The organism is Sphingomonas sp., from assembly GCF_040398505.1.
GTDB lineage: Bacteria > Pseudomonadota > Alphaproteobacteria > Sphingomonadales > Sphingomonadaceae > Sphingomonas.
On record NZ_JBBATX010000011.1, the window covers coordinates 1 to 15,928 of the forward strand.

Consider the following 15,928-nt stretch of genomic DNA (forward strand, 5'->3'; position numbering starts at 1 on the left):
ATGCCCCGAACGCGATTCCGCCGGTCGCGTTTGCACCGCAGGCGATCACCGCGTCGGGCGGCAATCAGCCGCATTCCAATGCGCAGCCGCGCCTTGCCATGCTCTATTGCATCGCGCTCGAAGGTATTTTCCCGGCCCGCAATTGACCGGGTCGGCATCGTAAGCGCGGACCGCGCACCGCTGCCTGCTTGGCGGGCGGCGGTGCCGGTTGGCGCTTCAATTGAACACCGCCTCATACTCGACCCCGGCGGCCGTGCGCGCGACCGGGACGAAGCCGATATCGAGCAGGCCCATCACAGGGTGTTCGAGCTGGTACAGCCCCTGCGGTACGACTTGCTGCACGGTGCTGCGGAACAATAGCGCAAACGGTGCCCGTCCTGCGAAACCGCCGCCGCGCGCGGGCTCGGCTTCGACCAGCGTCAGCGGCATCGTCGTGCCTTCCTCACCGAGCAAGGTGAAGACGCTGCCGACATGCACGGCAAAATCCTCGCGCACCAGACCCGCTACACTCATCGTTTCCCCTTCCTCATTATTTCGCCGGGCCGATAGCGCCGCTCGACATGCGCGGCCAGATCGGCGGGATAGAAATAGACCGGGCGCAGCGCGCCGCCGGCGTAGCGCGCCGCCTGATCGGTGAAATGCGGCGAGGCTGGATCGCCGCTCTCGCCACCTGCCGTCACCGCCCAGGCGCGCAGTTTCGGGCCGAACTCGACCACCGCGACGAAGCTGTTGCCGCTCGATCCGTACAGCTTCCTGGTGTTGGCATAAGGCCGCGCGCCGAACGAGGCGAGGCTGCCCCATTGCGCCGAGGTGAAAGGCACCGGGATGCTCGGTTTGGTATCGTCAAACTTGGCCTCGATCGAATCGTCCAAGCGCTGGAAGCGATTGATCTGCCCCCAGCCGATTTTCCAGTCGCCGAAATCGCGGGTGAGTTGATCGGTCGCTTCGCCCAGCGCATCGAGCTTGCGGCTGTCGGACACGCGCGTCGCGATGTATTTGGGCACGTTGATCTGCTCGGCCTGGATGAAGCTGCCGACCTCGCGCCACATCTTGCCGCCCCACACTACGCCGAGCGTGGTCGCGACTGACTCCGCGCCCCAGCGATAATCCCAGCCGCGTAAGGTCGCGATCGGCCCGGCGAGCGTCGCGCGGCGCGGGTCGGTGGCGGGGAGCGCGTCATAGGCCGTGATCAGCGGCGGGATCAGCTCGGCAAAGGCGGGGAGGTAGCTGTCATATGCCGCGGCGATCAGCCGTTCGGGCGTGAAATCGTGTCGTCCGGTCAGCAGCAGCTTGGCATGAATCCCGCGCGGATTTTCGCCGAACGTGTCCATGTAACGCGGATAATCCGCCGCCTTCGGGCTGTCCGGCCCCGCCGCCGTCCACGGCCAATTGTTGGTGTTGAACGCATAGCCGACGCGCGGGTTGATCGCATTGGGCAGGCTCGCTGTGCCGTGCAGCCCCTTCCAGTCGGTCGCCGGATCGGCGCCATCGACCGGCTTGCCATAATCGAAGCGCGTATCGCGGACCGGCACGAATTGCGGATGGAGATAGGCGATCTCGCCCTTGGCATCGGCGAACAGCGTGTCGTTGGAGGAATTGGCCTTGCGCTCGGCGACTTTCATGTAGCTCGCCAGATCGGTCGCCTTGGTGCGCAGCCAGCTTTGCTCAAGCGCGGGGATCGGCTTCCACATCAGGCCTTGCGCGATCCATTTGCCGCCGCGCTCGGCGATGATCGGGCCGTGGTGCGAAGCGTAGGTGGTGAAGCTGCGGGTGGCGCGCGTGCCGTCGGGCTTTCGATAGGCAAGGGTAACGCGCGCCGACCGCATCGGCCGGATCATTTTGTCGTAGCGATAGGCTGTCCCGCCGCGCACCACATCCTCGGCAAATTCATCGACATTGTCGACGCCCGAGGAGGTGTGCATCCACCCCGCTTTCTCGTTGAAGCCCTGATAGATGAAAAACTGCCCCCAGGTGGAGGCACCATAAGCGTTCAGCCCCTCGCCGCTGGTCATCTGCAATTCGGAGCGGAAATAGAAGCTGGTGTGCGGGTTGATCAGCAGCAGCGCATGGCCGCCCACCGTGTTCTTCGGCGCAATCGCGATGCCGTTCGAGCCACGCGGCTCGCGCGGGACGGGGCCGGCCTCCTCGGCCGCGACCGCGACGCTGGTCTTGCCGTAAAAGGCGGCAAGGTCGTTCAGCGAAATCCGCTCGATATCGCCGCCGATGCTCCCCTCGGTAAAGGACAGCGCCATCCACGGCTCAAAATGCGTCAGCACCTTGGGGCGCACGTTCGGGTGCGTCGCGAGATAATAGTTCAGCCCGTCGGCCCAGGCGGTCATCAGCTTTTGCAGCCACGGTGGGCTGGCGCGATATCTGGCTTGGAGATCGACCGGATGGACATAGAGCCGCTGGCGCAAATCGGCCCAGATCGCGGTCTCGCCCTCGGCCTCGGCGGTACGACCGAGCGATGTGAGGTAATTCGCTTCGATCCGGCTGAAATCATCCTCGGCCTGCGCATAGATCGCACCGAACACCGCATCGGCATCGGTCTGCCCCACGACATGCGCGATGCCCCAAGTGTCGCGCGTGATCGTCACGCGCGCGGCCGCGGCGTTCATCCGCGCCGTATCCTTCGGGGCAGGGGCTGCCGCGATCGCGAACAGGGCGGTTGCGGCAAGCAGGTTGCGCGCGGTGCGGGGGAGTCTATCCATAATGCCGAAGCTATCGGGCAATGCTGCGCGCCACAATCGCTTACGGAGACGAAACGATGAAATGGTTGTTGGGGCTCGCGCTCTTGGTCGTCGGGGCCGCGCCCGCGCCGCACGCGATCCTGCTGCGCCCGGCGGCGGTGTTCGACGGGGTCGATCCCGCGCCGCATCCCGGCTGGCAAGTCTTGGTGACGGGCGACAAGATCGTCGCCGTCGGCCCGGCGCTCACCGCACCCGCCGATGCCGAGACGATCGACTTGCCGGGCCAGATGCTGATGCCGGGGATGATCGAGGGGCATGGCCACCTCTTCCTGCATCCCTATAACGAGACGAGCTGGGACGATCAGGTGCTGCACGAGCCGCTCGCCTTGCGCACCGCGCGCGCGGTGGCGAATGCGCGCGTCACGCTGCTCGCGGGCTTCACCACCGAGCGCGATCTCGGCACCGAGGGCGCGGGCTATGCCGATGTCGGGCTGCGGCAGGCGATTGCGCAAGGGATCGTGCCGGGCCCGCGCCTGATCGTCGCGACGCGTGCGATCGTGGCGAAGGGGGCGTACGGCCCCAAGGGGTTCGAACCCGGCGTGGACATTCCTCAAGGCGCGGAGGAAGCGAGCGGCGTCGATGATCTCGTCCGCGTCGTGCGCAGCCAGATCGCGGCGGGTGCGGATGTCGTCAAACTCTATGGCGATTATCGCTGGGGCCCGGGCGAACCGAGCCACCCGACCTTTTCGCTCGCCGAGATGAAGGCCGCGGTCGAGGCGGCGCACGATGCCGGGCGCACCGTGGCGGTCCATACTTCCACGCCCGAGGGGATGCGCCGTGCGATCGCCGCCGGGGCCGATACGATCGAACATGGCTATGGCGGCACGCCCGAGATTTTCCGCAGCATGGCGGCAAAGGGCATTGCTTTGTGCCCGACGCTGGCCGCGTCCGACGCAGTCTCGCGCTATCGCGGCTGGAGCGGCGGCGATCCCGTCCCGCCCGCCGTCGCCGAAAACCGCGCGTCGTTTGTGCTCGCCCGGTCGCTCGGCGTGCCGATCTGCATGGGCGGCGACGTCGGCGTCTTCGCGCATGGCGAGAATGCCCGCGAAATGGAATTGATGGCGGCGGCGGGGATGCCGGTGGCGCAGGTGCTGATCGCCGCGACCTCGGGCAATGCGCGGTTCTTCCACCTTGCTGATCGCGGGAGCGTGAAGCCGGGGTTGCTCGCCGATCTGATCGCTGTGCCGGGTGATCCGACGTGCGATATCGCGGTGGTGCGGCGGGTTGGCTGGGTGATGAAGGGTGGGGTGGTGGTTGGGCGGTAGGGGATGATTGATGATTGCATTGCTTGGCCTTGCTCTCCTTGTTCAGGCGCAGAGCTTACCGCCACCCGTGCAGAGGGTGAGCGAACGACTTCACTATGCCGGTCCCTATCAGCAGGGCGCTATTTCATGTGATCGCAATATTGCGAAACGGCAGCAACGCGAGTTCGAACGACGTTTTGGCAAACGCATTGCGGCATTGGAGCGGCGAGACAATGCAAAATGGGGGGCTGATCCCGGCTTTGACATGATCGCTTTGGGCCGCTGTTCACGAGCCAGCGCGAGCTCCGACGCGAAGTTTGAGGCCGCCCTTCGAAAGTTTGCCGTCGAGCTTGCCGCAATCGAGCGCGAGTATCGCTAGCCAAATTGGGTTCATGAGCGGAACCCGAACGGCCGCTCTGCTAATCCGCGATCACCCTTAGCGCTTCCCCGGCGAAGGCCGGGGCCCAGTTGCGGAGGTCGATGGGATGGCGCGGACCTTCGCCACTTCTGTTCCGCGACTGGGCCCCGGGCTTCGCCGGGGAAGCGGGTTTGGGGCGCGGCGATCACGAGCTACCCCGCCACCACACCCCCCTCCACCCGGATCACCTGATCGCACGTCGCCATGCTCTCTGCGCGGTGGGAGATCATCAGGATCGTCGGGCGCGGCTCCAGTGCGGCGATGCGGCCGAGCAGCAGCGTCTCGCTCCCCGCGTCGATCGCGTTCATTGCTTCGTCGAGTACGAGCAGCCGCGGACGCCGCAGGATCGCGCGCGCGAGCGCCAACCGCTGCCGTTCGCCGCCCGACAGCAAGGCACCGCGCTCCCCAACGATCGTGTCGATCCCCTCGGGCATGCGCCGCACGAGCGTGTCCGCGCCGACGAATTCCAGCGCCTCCCACATCGCCGCTTCGTGCGTGTCGCGATTGCCCCAGGCGAGGTTGCGGCGCACGCTGTCGTGGAACAGGAACCCCTCCTGCGGCACATACGCGACGCCCTCGCGCCAGCCAGCGCGGCCGCCCGCATCGAGCACCATCCCGCCGACCGACAATGTGCCCGACTGCGGCTCGGTCAGGCCGATCAGCAAATCGATCAGCGTCGTCTTGCCCGCCCCCGACGGCCCGGCAATGCCGACGAAGCTGCCCGGCGCAATCGTCACGCTCGCGCCGCTGACGCCGCCGCCGGTTGCATAACGATAGACCAGACCCCGCGCCTCGATCGCGCCGGGCGGCGGGAGTATCGGGGCCGGGGTGCTGGCGCGTTCGGCGGCGAGTTCGCTCTGGAACGCCTGCAACGCCTCGAAGCTCGGCAGCGCGAAGAAGAAGTTCTGCGCGGCTTGCTGGATCATGATCGCGGGGCCGCTCATGCGTGCGAAGATCAGCACCAGCGTGATCAGCACGGCGGGTGGCACTTTGGTCGCAAAGCCGATCAGCACGACCGCCGCCGCCGCAAAGCCAGATCCGATCGCAAAGGCGCGGCGGCTATTGGCCTGACGGCGTTGAAACGACAGCCCGGTCTCGCGCAAATTGGCTTGAATGATTTCGAATTCGGCGATGAATTCGTTTTGCGTGTTCTGGGCCGCTGCCGCTTTCAGGCCGCTCAGGAAGCCGTTCGCGCTGCCCATCAACGCGGCATTGCCCTGCACCATCCCGGCACCGATGTCGCGGATCTTGCCTTGCGCCAGGAACACCGCGCCGCCGCCGATCAGCACCAGCGCGGTCGTCGCGAGCGCCAGCACGGGTGCCAGTGTCAGCGCGAGCGCGGCCTGCACCACCAGCATCGCTGCGGCGACCGAGGCCTGGATCAGGAATTGCGCGCTGCCCGCGACGCGGCTGACTTCGGTCGTGATGAGATTGGTGATGCGGGCATGGCGCAGGCCGACGATGCGGCTCCACGAGGCGGCGGCCACGGCGCGCATCACTTGGTTGCGTTGATGTTCGACAAAGGTCGATTGCAGCTTGGCGAGTGCGATATCGCGGGCGAATTGCACCAGTGCGCGGACCATTGCGAGCAGGACGAATGCGCCCAACAGCGCAAGCAACCGTGAAAACGGGGTGTGCAGCCCGATCGCGCCCAACGCCGAGGCTGCCCGTGATTCGCCACCGGCGCGCGTCACCACCGAATCGAGAATCGGAATTAACAGCAGCAAACCCACGCCGTCGAGCACCGCCCCCGCCGCGACCAGACCGGTCGCGACCCAGCCGCGCCGCCCGGCAAAGCCGATGAAGACCCGCACGAACGCCGAGGCCGGCTGCCAGACCGAGGCGATTCCCGCGCGCGCGGTTGTGTCGGTAGCGGGGCGGGTCGTGGCGGCCATCGTCGCGCTCTGTCACGCCGATCCCGCCGCGTCGAGAGGGCGTCTGCGGAGCAGGTTTTTTCGCCAATCGTTTCAGTGCGTTGCGATTCTGTATTGATAAAGATCAAGTTGGCCTCTTGCAATGCAGCATAACCGCCCGCACCTCTGTGCGAGAAAAACGCTGCCGAAACGAGCGCGTTGTCTTTCTGTACTTGCTGTGTTCGTTCGAACGAACTATTTCGCAGTTGCGAGACGATTTGAGCCAATGCCGCTCGTGGGGACCTTGATGCCGATGACGATCCTTTCAGGCCAGTTGCGCACCGTTCTCGCGACGACGGCGATGCTCGCGCTGGCCGCCTGTTCCAAGGGCGCACCACCGCCGCGGCCCACGCCACAAGTCACCGTGGCGCTGCCGCTGCAACGCGACGTCGTCGATTGGGACGAATATGTTGGCCGCTTCGAGGCGATCCAGGATGTCGAGCTGCGCCCGCGTGTGTCGGGCACGATCGACCGTGTCCTGTTCGCCAACGGGCAACGCGTCCGGGCGGGCGAAGTGTTGTTCACGATCGATCCGCGCCCCTATCTCGCCACACTGGCGCAGGCGCGTGCGCAAGTTGCCAAGGCGCAAGCGGCGGTCGGCAATGCCCAGTCCGAATTGGCGCGCGCTGACAAATTGCTGGCGGCAGAGGCGATCAGCAAGGAAGAATATGAAACCAAGGTGGCAAACCTGCGCAGCGCGCAAGCCGATCTCGGCGCGGCGCGCGCGACCGTGTCGACCGCGCAGCTCAATCTCGGCTTCACCTCGGTCCGCTCGCCGATCACGGGGGTCGTTTCCGACCGGCGCGTGAGCAAGGGCAATTACGCTACCGAAGCCACGACGGTTCTGACGCGCGTGGTCTCGACCGATCCGATCTGGTTCTCGTTCGAAGGCGCCGAGAGTTTCTACCTAAAATATTTGCGGCAGGACAAAGCCGGTGAGCGTGGATCGTCGCGCACTACGCACAATCCGGTCGAAGTGCAGCTGGCCGATGAAAGCGGCTATAAGTGGCACGGCCGGATGGAGTTTGTCGACAATGCGATCGACCCCAATTCGGGCACGATCCGCGCGCATGCGGTGATCGCCAATCCCGATGGTTTCCTTACCCCCGGCCTGTTTGGGCGCGCCCGGCTGCTGGGTTCGGGCACCTATCATGCCATGCTGGTACCCGACGAAGCGATCCTCACCGATCAGACCCGCAAGCTCGTTTATGTCGTCGGCAAGGATGGCAAGGTCGCGCCGCGGCCGGTCGAAACCGGTCCGCAAGTCGAAGGGTTGCGCGTCATCAAGGCCGGACTCGCGCCGACCGAGCGGGTCGTGATTGAGGGGATCACGACGCTGCAGCCCGGTGCCGCGGTGAAGGCGAATCTGGTGAAGATGCGCCCCAAGGCCGCCGACACCGCGCTGGGGTCCACCCCGGAAAGTGCCCCGCCCGCCTCCGACGCCACCGCGAAATAAGGCCGAGCGACCTGTGAAATTTCCCCATTTCTTCATCGACCGGCCGATCTTCGCGGCGGTTCTGTCGATCCTGATCGTCGTGTTCGGCGTGGTCGCCTATCCGTCGCTGCCGGTCGCGCAATATCCCAGCATCGCGCCGCCGACGGTGGTCGTCAACGCGACCTTCCCAGGCGCGAATGCCGAGACTTTGGCCGAAACCGTCGCCGCCCCGCTTGAGGAATCGATCAACGGCGTCGAAAACATGATCTATATGTCGTCGTCGAACACGGGCGATGGCGCACTGGCAATCACCGTCACCTTCAAGCAAGGCACAAATGTCGATCAGGCGCAGGTGCTGGTGCAGAACCGCGTCTCCACCGCAGAACCGCGCTTGCCCGAGGAAGTCCGCCAGATCGGCGTGACGGTCCGCAAAAACTCGCCCGACATCCTGCTGGTGATCGCGCTGACCTCGCCCGACGGGTCGCTCAGCGAATCCTATGTGTCGAATTATGCGACGACGCAGATCATCGACCGGCTTGCGCGCATCCCGGGCGTCGGCGGGACGCGCACGTTCGGCGGGCGCGATTACAATATGCGCGTATGGGTCGATCCCGATCGCGCAGCCTCGCATAATCTGACGGTCGATGAAATCGTCGCGGCGGTGCGCGCGCAAAATGCGCAAGTTGCGGTCGGATCAGTCGGGGCGCCGCCCTTCAACCAGGGCGGTACCGCGTTCCAGCTCGGTATTCAGGCGACCGGGCGATTGACCACGACCGATCAGTTCGGCGAGATCATCGTCAAGCGCGACGATCAGGGACGGTTGACCCGGCTGCGCGATGTCGCGCGGATCGAACTCGGCGCACAGGATTACACAATCAATGCGCGGCTGAACGGCAAGCCGATGACCGCGATCGGCATCACGCAGCTGCCCGGATCGAACGCGCTCAGCACCGCGCAGGCGGTGAAGGATGAAGTCGAACGCGCCTCGAAAAGCTTCCCGCCGGGGCTGAAATATTCCATCCCCTACAACCCGACCGAATATATCTCGGCCTCGATCGAGGCGATCGAGCATACGCTGGTCGAGGCGCTGGTGCTGGTCGCGCTGGTTGTGTTGCTGTTCCTGCAAAGCTGGCGTGCGGCGCTGATCCCGATCATCGCGATTCCGGTGTCGCTGGTCGGCAGCCTGGCGGTGCTGGCGGGCTTCGGCTTCAGCCTCAACAATCTCTCGCTGTTCGGCATGGTGCTGGCGATTGGCATCGTCGTTGATGACGCGATCGTCGTGGTCGAGAATATCGAACGGTTGATGGCGGAAGAGGGGCTCTCCCCGCGCGAGGCTGCACACAAGACAATGGACGAGGTTTCGGGCGCGCTGATCGCGATTGCGCTGGTGCTGTGCGGCGTGTTCATCCCGACCAGTTTCATCCCCGGCATTTCGGGCCAATTCTATCAGCAATTCGCGCTGACGATCGTCTCGGCGACCGCGATATCGGCGTTCGTCTCGCTGACGCTGTCGCCAGCGCTCGCCGCGCTGATTCTGAAGCCGAAACACGATGCCGAGCCGGCCGCAGGCTGGCGCGGGGCGGGGACGCGGTTCGCACGCGGCTTCAATCGTGGGTTCGATTGGCTCGGTGCCAAATTCGGCAAGTTCACTGCGCGCGCGATCCGCAGCCTGGCAATCGTCGCCATTGCCTATGTCGTGCTGATCGGGCTGGCCGGATGGCGCTTCACCGCGACGCCGACCGGCTTCATCCCGGCGCAGGATCAGGGGTATTTGATCGTGGCGGCGCAATTGCCGCCGGGCGCATCGCTGCAACGGACCACCGAACTGCTGAACAAGGCCGGGGCGATCGCGCGGAACAATCCGGCGGTGCGCGATACGGTCGCTTTCTCCGGCCTCGACGGCGCGACCTTTTCAACCGCGTCCAATGGCGGCGCAATGTTCGTCGCGCTGAAGGACAAGGCCGATCGCGTCAATTCCACAGTGATCGCGAACCAGTTGCGCCAGGCGTTTGGGCCGCTCGCGGGCGGATTGCTGCTCGTCATCCCGCCCCCGCCGGTCGCGGGCATCGGCACCGGCGGCGGCTGGAAGATGCTGATCGAGGATCGCACCAATCTCGGTTTCAAAGCGCTTGAGGGCGCGGCGTTCGGGATGATGATGAAGGCGAACCAGACGCCCGGCATCACCTCGGCCTTCACCACCTTCAACACGCGGACGCCGCGCCTGTTCGCCGATATCGACCGCGAACGCGCCGAACAGCTCGGTGTGCCGGTGGCGAACGTGTTCTCGACGCTCGGCACCTATCTTGGCTCGTCCTATATCAACGACTTCAACTATCTCGGGCGCACCTACCGCGTGACGGCGCAGGCCGATGCGCCGTATCGCGACCAGATTTCCGACGTCGGGCATTTGCGCACGCGCTCGGCGGCGGGCAATATGGTGCCGCTCGATTCGGTGATGACGCTGAGGAACGATAGCGGGCCGTACCGCGTCGTGCGCTACAACCTCTACCCGTCGGCCGAACTGCAGGGCGACACCGTGCCCGGCTATTCCTCGGGTCAAAGCCTCGACACGATGGCCAAGCTGGCGGGCGAGATCCTCCCCAAAGGCATGAGCTACGAATGGACCGAAATCGCGTTTCAGCAAACGCAGGCGGGCAATACCGGAAGTTTGGTGTTCGGGCTCGCGGTGCTCTTCGTCTTCCTGCTGCTGGCGGCGAATTATGAGAGTCTGGTGCTGCCGTTCGCGGTCATCCTGATCGTGCCGATGTGCTTGCTGGCGGCGATCGTCGGCGTCAACATCATGGGGATGGACAATAATATCCTGACGCAGATCGGGCTTGTCGTGCTGATTGGTCTTGCCGCCAAGAACGCGATCCTGATCGTCGAATTCGCGCGCCAGAACGAAGTCGACGGCATGGAACTGCGCGCCGCCGCCGAACATGCCGCCGAACAGCGCTTGCGCCCGATCCTGATGACGTCGCTCGCGTTCATCCTCGGCGTGTTGCCGCTGGTGATCGGCAACGGGCCCGGCGCGGAGATGCGCAGGGCGCTCGGCGTCGCGGTCTTCTTCGGGATGATCGGGGTGACGACGTTCGGCTTGCTGTTCACCCCGAGCTTCTATGTGATCAGTCGCAAGGGCGGTGATTGGATAGCGGCCAAGCTGCGCCGCGGCCGCCGCGATTCGCAGACGGGCTCCCCATCCGCCGCGCCGCTCCCAGTGCTCCCCGAAGGAAATCCGGCATGAAGCGCTTGCTGAGCCTGGTCCCGGCGCTCGTTCTATCCGCCTGCGTGGTCGGTCCGAATTACGTTAAACCCGGCACGCCGCTGCCCGCCAGCGGCGGCGGTTTCGCCGAGACGGCGCGCGCAAGCACCGTGGCTGCGACTGCGCTGCCCGATCATTGGTGGCGCCTGTATGACGATCCGGTGGTCGATCGGCTGGTCACCGATGCGCTGGCGCATAATACCGACATCCGCGTCGCCGCCGCCAATCTGGAACGCGCCCGTGCGGTGCTGTCCGAACAGCGCGGCAGCCGACTGCCCTCGACCGATCTCAGCGGGCAATATGCGCGGCAGCAAGCCAATAGCGGCAGTGCAGCGGCGTTCGGCGGCTCGACTGCCGGCCCGGCGCAGACCTTTCAGTTCGACTCTTTCAAACTCGGCTTCGATGCGTCCTACGAAATCGACCTGTTCGGCGGTGTGACGCGCGCGGTCGAGGCGGCGCGCGGCGATGCGCAAGCCGCGCAAGCACAACTCGATGCCGCGCGTGTTTCGGTCGCGGCGGAGACCGCGCGCGCTTATGCGACTGCGTGCAGCAATGCCGCGCAATCCGCCGTCGCGCTGGAGACGGTGGCGCTCCAGCAAAAGACGCTCGGGCTGACCAACACGCTGTTCACCGCCGGCCGGGGAACGCGGCGCGACGTGCAGCGCGCCGATGTGCTGCTGGCGCAAACACAAGCGACGATCCCGGGCTTCGAGGCCGAACGCCGCGCCGCGCTTTATGCGCTCGCGGTGCTGACCGGACTCCCGCCCGAACAGATCGACAAGGATGCCAATGCCTGCACCACCCCGCCGCGCGTGAAAGACGTGCTGCCGGTCGGCGACGGCACCGCACTGATCGCGCGTCGCCCCGATGTGCGCGCGGCGGAGCGGACGCTGGCGGCCGATACTGCGCGCGTCGGGGTGGCGGTCGCCGATCTCTATCCCAAGATTCAGTTGCTCGGCAGTATCGGGCTCAATTCCGTCAAGGGCAGCCAACTCTTCAAAGCTACCTCGGTCAATTATTCGGTCGGCCCGCTGATTTCGTGGAGCTTCCCCAACCAGACGGTCGGTCGTGCCCGCGTGCGTCAGGCGCGCGCCGGGGCCGATGCGAGTATTGCGACCTTCGACGGCAAGGTGCTGACCGCGCTGCAGGAAACCGAACAGGCGCTCGCGCGCTATGCCGGCGCGCTTGACCGCAACGCCGCGCTGCGCCGCGCCGAAGCGTCGAGCAGCGATGCCGCCAAGCTGTCGCAACTGCGCTTTGATTACGGTGCCGACAGTTTCCTGCTGCTGATTCAGGCCGAGCGCGACCGCGCCGACGCCCGCGCCGCGCTGGCACAGTCCGATGCTGCGGTGGCGGACGCGCAGATCAGCCTGTTCAAGGCGCTCGGCGGGGGGTGGGAAGATGCGCCCGCGCCGACCCGGCGCGAACTGACCGCACCGTGAGGCACATCCGCAGCGCCTTGTTCATGCCCGCCTCGAATGCGCGCGCGATCGACAAAGCGCGCGGGCTCGATTGTGATGCGGTGATCCTCGATCTGGAGGATGCGGTCGCGCCCGCGGCCAAAGCCGCAGCGCGTGACCAAGCGCTCGCGGCGGCGCGCGAGAGCGGCTTCGGCGCGCGCTTGCTCGTGCTGCGTGTCAACGCGCTCGACACCGAATGGGGTCAGGACGATTGCGCTGCTGCGGTCGGGGCCGGGTTCGATGCCGTGCTGCTCCCCAAGGTTTCGCACCCCGATGATCTGTGCGCGGCGCGCATGATCCTCGGCGAAATGCCGCTATGGGCGATGATCGAGACATGCGCCGCGATGCTCGCGCTGACGGCGATCGCAGCAACACCAGGCCTCGCCTGCTTCGTTGCGGGTACCAACGATCTTGCCAAGGAGATGCGTTGTACGCCGGGTCCCGACCGGCTGCCCGTGCTGCCGCACTTGACCGCCATCGTCACTGCGGCGCGTGCCTATGGTTTGATCGCGCTTGACGGGGTGTCGAACGTGCTCGCCGATACGCCGGCGCTTGCGGCGGAGTGCATGCAGGGCGCGGCGTTCGGGTTCGACGGCAAGACCTTGATCCATCCCGCGCAAATTGCTCCCGCCAACCGCGCGTTCGCGCCGTCGGCGGAGCGGCTCGCCTGGGCGAAAGCGGTGGTCGCGGCATTCGCCCTTCCCGATCATGCCGCCAAGGGCGCGATTCGCGTTGACGGGGAAATGGTCGAGCGGCTCCATCTTGCCGAAGCCGAACGGATTCTCGGCCGCGTCGCGCACGCGTAACGAATCCCCGCTGGCGTTCGTACAACGGGCTATCGCGGCCTAGGTATTTTCCGAACCCGCAGCTTCACCTTGTCCTCATATAGCGCGCACTATGACGGGTGCGTCTCAGGCAAAGCAGACACGCAGCGGGCGGGGATCCTTCCTGCCCGAACAGGAGAAATGTAAATGTCGCGCTACTTTTTCGACATTTCGGACGGATCGGACTTCCGCGATCTGGAGGGATCCGACTGGCCCGATCTGGCGACGGCGCAGATCGAGGCGGTCCGCTATTCCGCGGAGATTCTCCGGGAAATGCCGGAGCGGTTCTGGAATGCGGAATCGTGGACGATGCTGGTGTCCGATCACAATCGCGAGCACCTATTTACGCTCAAATTTGCGGTCGATACCGTCCCCGCAGAATCGCTGGTTTGCTCCGCCGGTTAGCGTCGGAGCACGCGGCCCGCCACCGCATCGAGCATCGCCAGCACCGCCGGATCGCGCGCGTCGGGTGTCGTGATCAAGGCGTGATCGAGCACGGTGTCGAGCGGTGAGGGCGGGCGGCCCGCCGGCAACGCCGCAACCAGCGCCGCGACCGCCTTGCGCGCAATTTCGCCATTCGCGCCCATCTGGCGGACGACTTCGGCCACTTCAACGAACGCGGCCTCCTCGCGCCAGCAATCATAGTCGGTCACCATCCCGATCAGCGCATAGGGCAGCTCGGCTTCGCGCGCGAGCTTCGCCTCGGGCATCGCGGTCATGCCGATCACGTCGGCGCCCCATTGGCGGTAGAGCAGGCTTTCCGCGCGGCTGGAGAATTGCGGCCCCTCCATCGCGAGATAGGTCGCGCCGTTCGTGACAGCGCCGCCCGCCGCCGCCACGGCCGCTGTCGCATAGCCTGACAAACGCGGGCACACCGGCTCGGCCATCGACACATGCGCGACCATGCCGGTGCCGAAGAAGCTCGACGCGCGCGCCACCGTCCGGTCGATGAACTGGTCGACCACCACGAAATGCCCCGGCGGTAAGTCTTCGCGGAGCGACCCGATCGAGGAAATCGCGATCAGATCCGTGCAGCCGACGCGCTTCAGCGCATCCACATTGGCGCGGAAATTGAGCTGGGATGGGCTGACCCGGTGCCCGCGCCCGTGCCGGGGCAGGAACACCAATTCGACATCGCCGATCGATCCGAACAGCAGTTCGTCCGATGGCGCGCCCCACGGCGTATCGACGCGCCGCCACTCGGGGTTCTGCAGCGCATCGATCGCATACAGGCCGGAGCCGCCGATGATGCCGAGTTTCCATTGCGTCATGCGGGATCCTTTTCGGCTTCCAGTCGGTCGAGCCACGCCTGCGCCTGCTTCCATTCGCCGACCGCTTGTGCACTGACGGGTCCGCGCGAGGCGAGAAATTCTCGGTGCAAGGCAAATGGCGCAATCGCAAGCTGCTCACGCAGGCCGTCAATCGCGTCACCGAGCGCGGTGATCTCGGCGACGATCGGTGCCGCTTTCGTCGTCGCCGTCCGTTCCTGCTGATGCCCGAACAGCATAAGCCGCTTTGCCGCAGTCTGTTGGAGCGCCGCCACCAGGAGCGCCGCATATTCGGCTTCCAGTTCGATACGGCGTTCGTCGCTGCGTGCCAGGCGATCCGCTTTAGCCATGTCTCAAATCACCTTCATGTCGCTTTGATAATGATGCCAGGCGAAGATCGCGGCGGCGCCCCGATGCGGGCGCCACGCCTCGGCCAGCTCGCGCGTCAGCGTCTCGCTCGGGCGCGTTTCGTGGCCGAGGATGCGGCCGACCTCGATCTGCACCGCCAGATCGCCGGCCGGCCAGATATCGGTGCGGCCTTCGGCGAACAGCAGATAGATTTCTGCCGACCAGCGCCCGATTCCCTTGACCGCGACCAGCTTGGCGATCGCCTCCTCGTCATCGGCAGGCAGATTCGCCAGATCGAGTTCACCGCTCGTCACCAGCGCCGACAGGCTCCGCGCATAGCCCGCCTTCTGGCGCGACAGGCCCGCTTCGCGCAATTGCTCATCACTAGCGCGGGTAACGGAGCCGGGGTCGGTCAGATCGCCGACAATGCCCTCCAGCTTGTGCCACACGCTTTGCGCGGCCTTGGTGCTGACTTGCTGGCCGATGATCGTGCGCAGCAAGGTGGCATAGCCGCGCGGCGAAATGCGCGGTGCGGGATAGCCCATGCGGCCGATCGCTTCCGCCAGCGCGGGTTCGCGCGCGGCGAGCGCGTCGAGTGCGGTCTTCAACTGGTCTGCGCTCAATCCCATACGCTGTCTCTTGATCGGCGCCGCTTCTGGCGGCATGGCAGGTGCGTTATCGCTACCCGAAAAGGAACGTCCATGCCCAAGCTTATCGTCGTGACCCGCGAAGGGGAAGAACGCGAGATCAATGGCGAGGCCGGCCTTTCGGTGATGGAAGTGATTCGTGACGCGGGAATCGACGAGATTCTGGCGCTTTGCGGTGGGTGTTGCTCGTGCGCGACGTGCCACGTGCATGTCGACCCGGAATTTGCGGCCAAACTGCCCAAGATGAGCGAAGACGAGAATGATCTGCTCGATTCGTCGGCGGATCGCACCGCGACCTCGCGCCTGTCGTGCCAGATCGAGCTGACCGATGCGCTCGACGGGTTGAAGGTGACGATCGC

General features: G+C 65.6%; 14 protein-coding genes. 8 read left to right on the forward strand and 6 right to left on the reverse strand.

Annotated features, from left to right (window positions below):
• Nucleotides 1-216: 216 nt before the first annotated feature.
• Both ABWP09_RS02840 and ABWP09_RS02845 read right to left on the reverse strand, forming a co-directional pair.
• Nucleotides 217-513: a DUF6916 family protein gene (locus ABWP09_RS02840; protein WP_353203652.1), complete on the reverse strand. Its 297-nt coding sequence runs from the start codon at nt 511-513 to the stop codon at nt 217-219.
• The gene (locus ABWP09_RS02845) at nt 510-2,711 is read right to left on the reverse strand and encodes a penicillin acylase family protein (protein WP_353203653.1); all 2,202 of its coding nucleotides are present in this window, start codon (nt 2,709-2,711) and stop codon (nt 510-512) included. The genes ABWP09_RS02840 and ABWP09_RS02845 overlap by 4 nt, the downstream gene beginning before the upstream one ends.
• 56 nt (nt 2,712-2,767) lie before the next feature.
• On the opposite strand from ABWP09_RS02845, the gene ABWP09_RS02850 reads away from it, so the two are divergent.
• Together ABWP09_RS02850 and ABWP09_RS02855 are read left to right on the forward strand one after the other, a co-directional pair.
• Nucleotides 2,768-4,015, forward strand: coding sequence for a metal-dependent hydrolase family protein (locus tag ABWP09_RS02850; protein ID WP_353203654.1), 1,248 nt, complete (start codon nt 2,768-2,770; stop codon nt 4,013-4,015).
• 10 nt (nt 4,016-4,025) lie between these two features.
• Entirely contained in the window at nt 4,026-4,373 is a 348-nt protein-coding gene (locus ABWP09_RS02855) for a hypothetical protein (RefSeq protein WP_353203655.1), read from the forward strand.
• A 191-nt stretch (nt 4,374-4,564) separates the two neighbouring features.
• Here ABWP09_RS02855 and ABWP09_RS02860 read toward each other — a convergent pair whose 3' ends face one another.
• On the reverse strand, nt 4,565-6,307 hold the full coding sequence (locus tag ABWP09_RS02860; RefSeq protein WP_353203656.1) for an ABC transporter ATP-binding protein: 1,743 nt from the start codon (nt 6,305-6,307) through the stop codon (nt 4,565-4,567).
• A 271-nt stretch (nt 6,308-6,578) separates the two neighbouring features.
• Between ABWP09_RS02860 and ABWP09_RS02865 the strand changes: the two genes are divergently transcribed.
• The 5 genes from ABWP09_RS02865 (at nt 6,579) to ABWP09_RS02885 (ending at nt 13,711) form a co-directional block, all read left to right on the forward strand.
• A complete protein-coding gene (locus ABWP09_RS02865; RefSeq protein WP_353203657.1) occupies nt 6,579-7,781 on the forward strand; it encodes an efflux RND transporter periplasmic adaptor subunit in 1,203 nt (400 codons plus the stop codon).
• Nucleotides 7,782-7,794: 13 nt separating this feature from the next.
• Nucleotides 7,795-11,004 (forward strand): efflux RND transporter permease subunit, encoded by a 3,210-nt coding sequence (locus tag ABWP09_RS02870; protein WP_353203658.1) that lies wholly within the window; start codon nt 7,795-7,797, stop codon nt 11,002-11,004.
• Nucleotides 11,001-12,464 carry an efflux transporter outer membrane subunit gene (locus ABWP09_RS02875; protein ID WP_353203659.1) on the forward strand — a complete coding sequence of 488 codons (1,464 nt, stop codon included), beginning with the start codon at nt 11,001-11,003 and terminating at the stop codon, nt 12,462-12,464. Before ABWP09_RS02870 ends, ABWP09_RS02875 begins: the two co-directional genes overlap by 4 nt.
• A complete protein-coding gene (locus ABWP09_RS02880; RefSeq protein ID WP_353203660.1) occupies nt 12,461-13,288 on the forward strand; it encodes an HpcH/HpaI aldolase/citrate lyase family protein in 828 nt (275 codons plus the stop codon). The genes ABWP09_RS02875 and ABWP09_RS02880 overlap by 4 nt, the downstream gene beginning before the upstream one ends.
• Nucleotides 13,289-13,453: 165 nt before the next feature.
• A complete protein-coding gene (locus ABWP09_RS02885; protein WP_353203661.1) occupies nt 13,454-13,711 on the forward strand; it encodes a DUF6894 family protein in 258 nt (85 codons plus the stop codon).
• Here the strand turns inward: ABWP09_RS02885 and ABWP09_RS02890 are convergent.
• The 3 genes from ABWP09_RS02890 to ABWP09_RS02900 are packed head-to-tail and all read right to left on the reverse strand — an operon-like array spanning nt 13,708 to nt 15,551.
• A complete protein-coding gene (locus ABWP09_RS02890) occupies nt 13,708-14,577 on the reverse strand; it encodes an S-methyl-5'-thioadenosine phosphorylase (protein ID WP_353203662.1) in 870 nt (289 codons plus the stop codon). The genes ABWP09_RS02885 and ABWP09_RS02890 overlap by 4 nt on opposite strands.
• Nucleotides 14,574-14,924 (reverse strand): hypothetical protein, encoded by a 351-nt coding sequence (locus ABWP09_RS02895; RefSeq protein ID WP_353203663.1) that lies wholly within the window; start codon nt 14,922-14,924, stop codon nt 14,574-14,576. The genes ABWP09_RS02890 and ABWP09_RS02895 overlap by 4 nt, the downstream gene beginning before the upstream one ends.
• 3 nt (nt 14,925-14,927) lie before the next feature.
• Nucleotides 14,928-15,551 (reverse strand): DNA-3-methyladenine glycosylase family protein, encoded by a 624-nt coding sequence (locus ABWP09_RS02900; protein ID WP_353203664.1) that lies wholly within the window; start codon nt 15,549-15,551, stop codon nt 14,928-14,930.
• A gap of 72 nt (nt 15,552-15,623) precedes the next feature.
• Between ABWP09_RS02900 and ABWP09_RS02905 the strand changes: the two genes are divergently transcribed.
• Nucleotides 15,624-15,928, forward strand: a 305-nt coding sequence (locus ABWP09_RS02905) for a 2Fe-2S iron-sulfur cluster-binding protein (RefSeq protein WP_353203665.1), incomplete at its 3' end; no start/stop codon positions are given.

Excerpts from the sequence above, each read along its gene's own strand:
- ABWP09_RS02860 (WP_353203656.1), bottom strand. The coding sequence starts at position 6,307 with ATGGCCGCCACGACCCGCCCCGCTACCGACACAACCGCGCGCGCGGGA.
- ABWP09_RS02875 (WP_353203659.1), top strand. The coding sequence starts at position 11,001 with ATGAAGCGCTTGCTGAGCCTGGTCCCGGCGCTCGTTCTATCCGCCTGC.
- ABWP09_RS02890 (WP_353203662.1), bottom strand. The coding sequence starts at position 14,577 with ATGACGCAATGGAAACTCGGCATCATCGGCGGCTCCGGCCTGTATGCG.
- ABWP09_RS02840 (WP_353203652.1), bottom strand. The coding sequence starts at position 513 with ATGAGTGTAGCGGGTCTGGTGCGCGAGGATTTTGCCGTGCATGTCGGC.
- ABWP09_RS02895 (WP_353203663.1), bottom strand. The coding sequence starts at position 14,924 with ATGGCTAAAGCGGATCGCCTGGCACGCAGCGACGAACGCCGTATCGAA.
- ABWP09_RS02855 (WP_353203655.1), top strand. The coding sequence starts at position 4,026 with ATGATTGCATTGCTTGGCCTTGCTCTCCTTGTTCAGGCGCAGAGCTTA.
- ABWP09_RS02845 (WP_353203653.1), bottom strand. The coding sequence starts at position 2,711 with ATGGATAGACTCCCCCGCACCGCGCGCAACCTGCTTGCCGCAACCGCC.
- ABWP09_RS02850 (WP_353203654.1), top strand. The coding sequence starts at position 2,768 with ATGAAATGGTTGTTGGGGCTCGCGCTCTTGGTCGTCGGGGCCGCGCCC.
- ABWP09_RS02865 (WP_353203657.1), top strand. The coding sequence starts at position 6,579 with ATGACGATCCTTTCAGGCCAGTTGCGCACCGTTCTCGCGACGACGGCG.
- ABWP09_RS02885 (WP_353203661.1), top strand. The coding sequence starts at position 13,454 with ATGTCGCGCTACTTTTTCGACATTTCGGACGGATCGGACTTCCGCGAT.
- ABWP09_RS02900 (WP_353203664.1), bottom strand. The coding sequence starts at position 15,551 with ATGGGATTGAGCGCAGACCAGTTGAAGACCGCACTCGACGCGCTCGCC.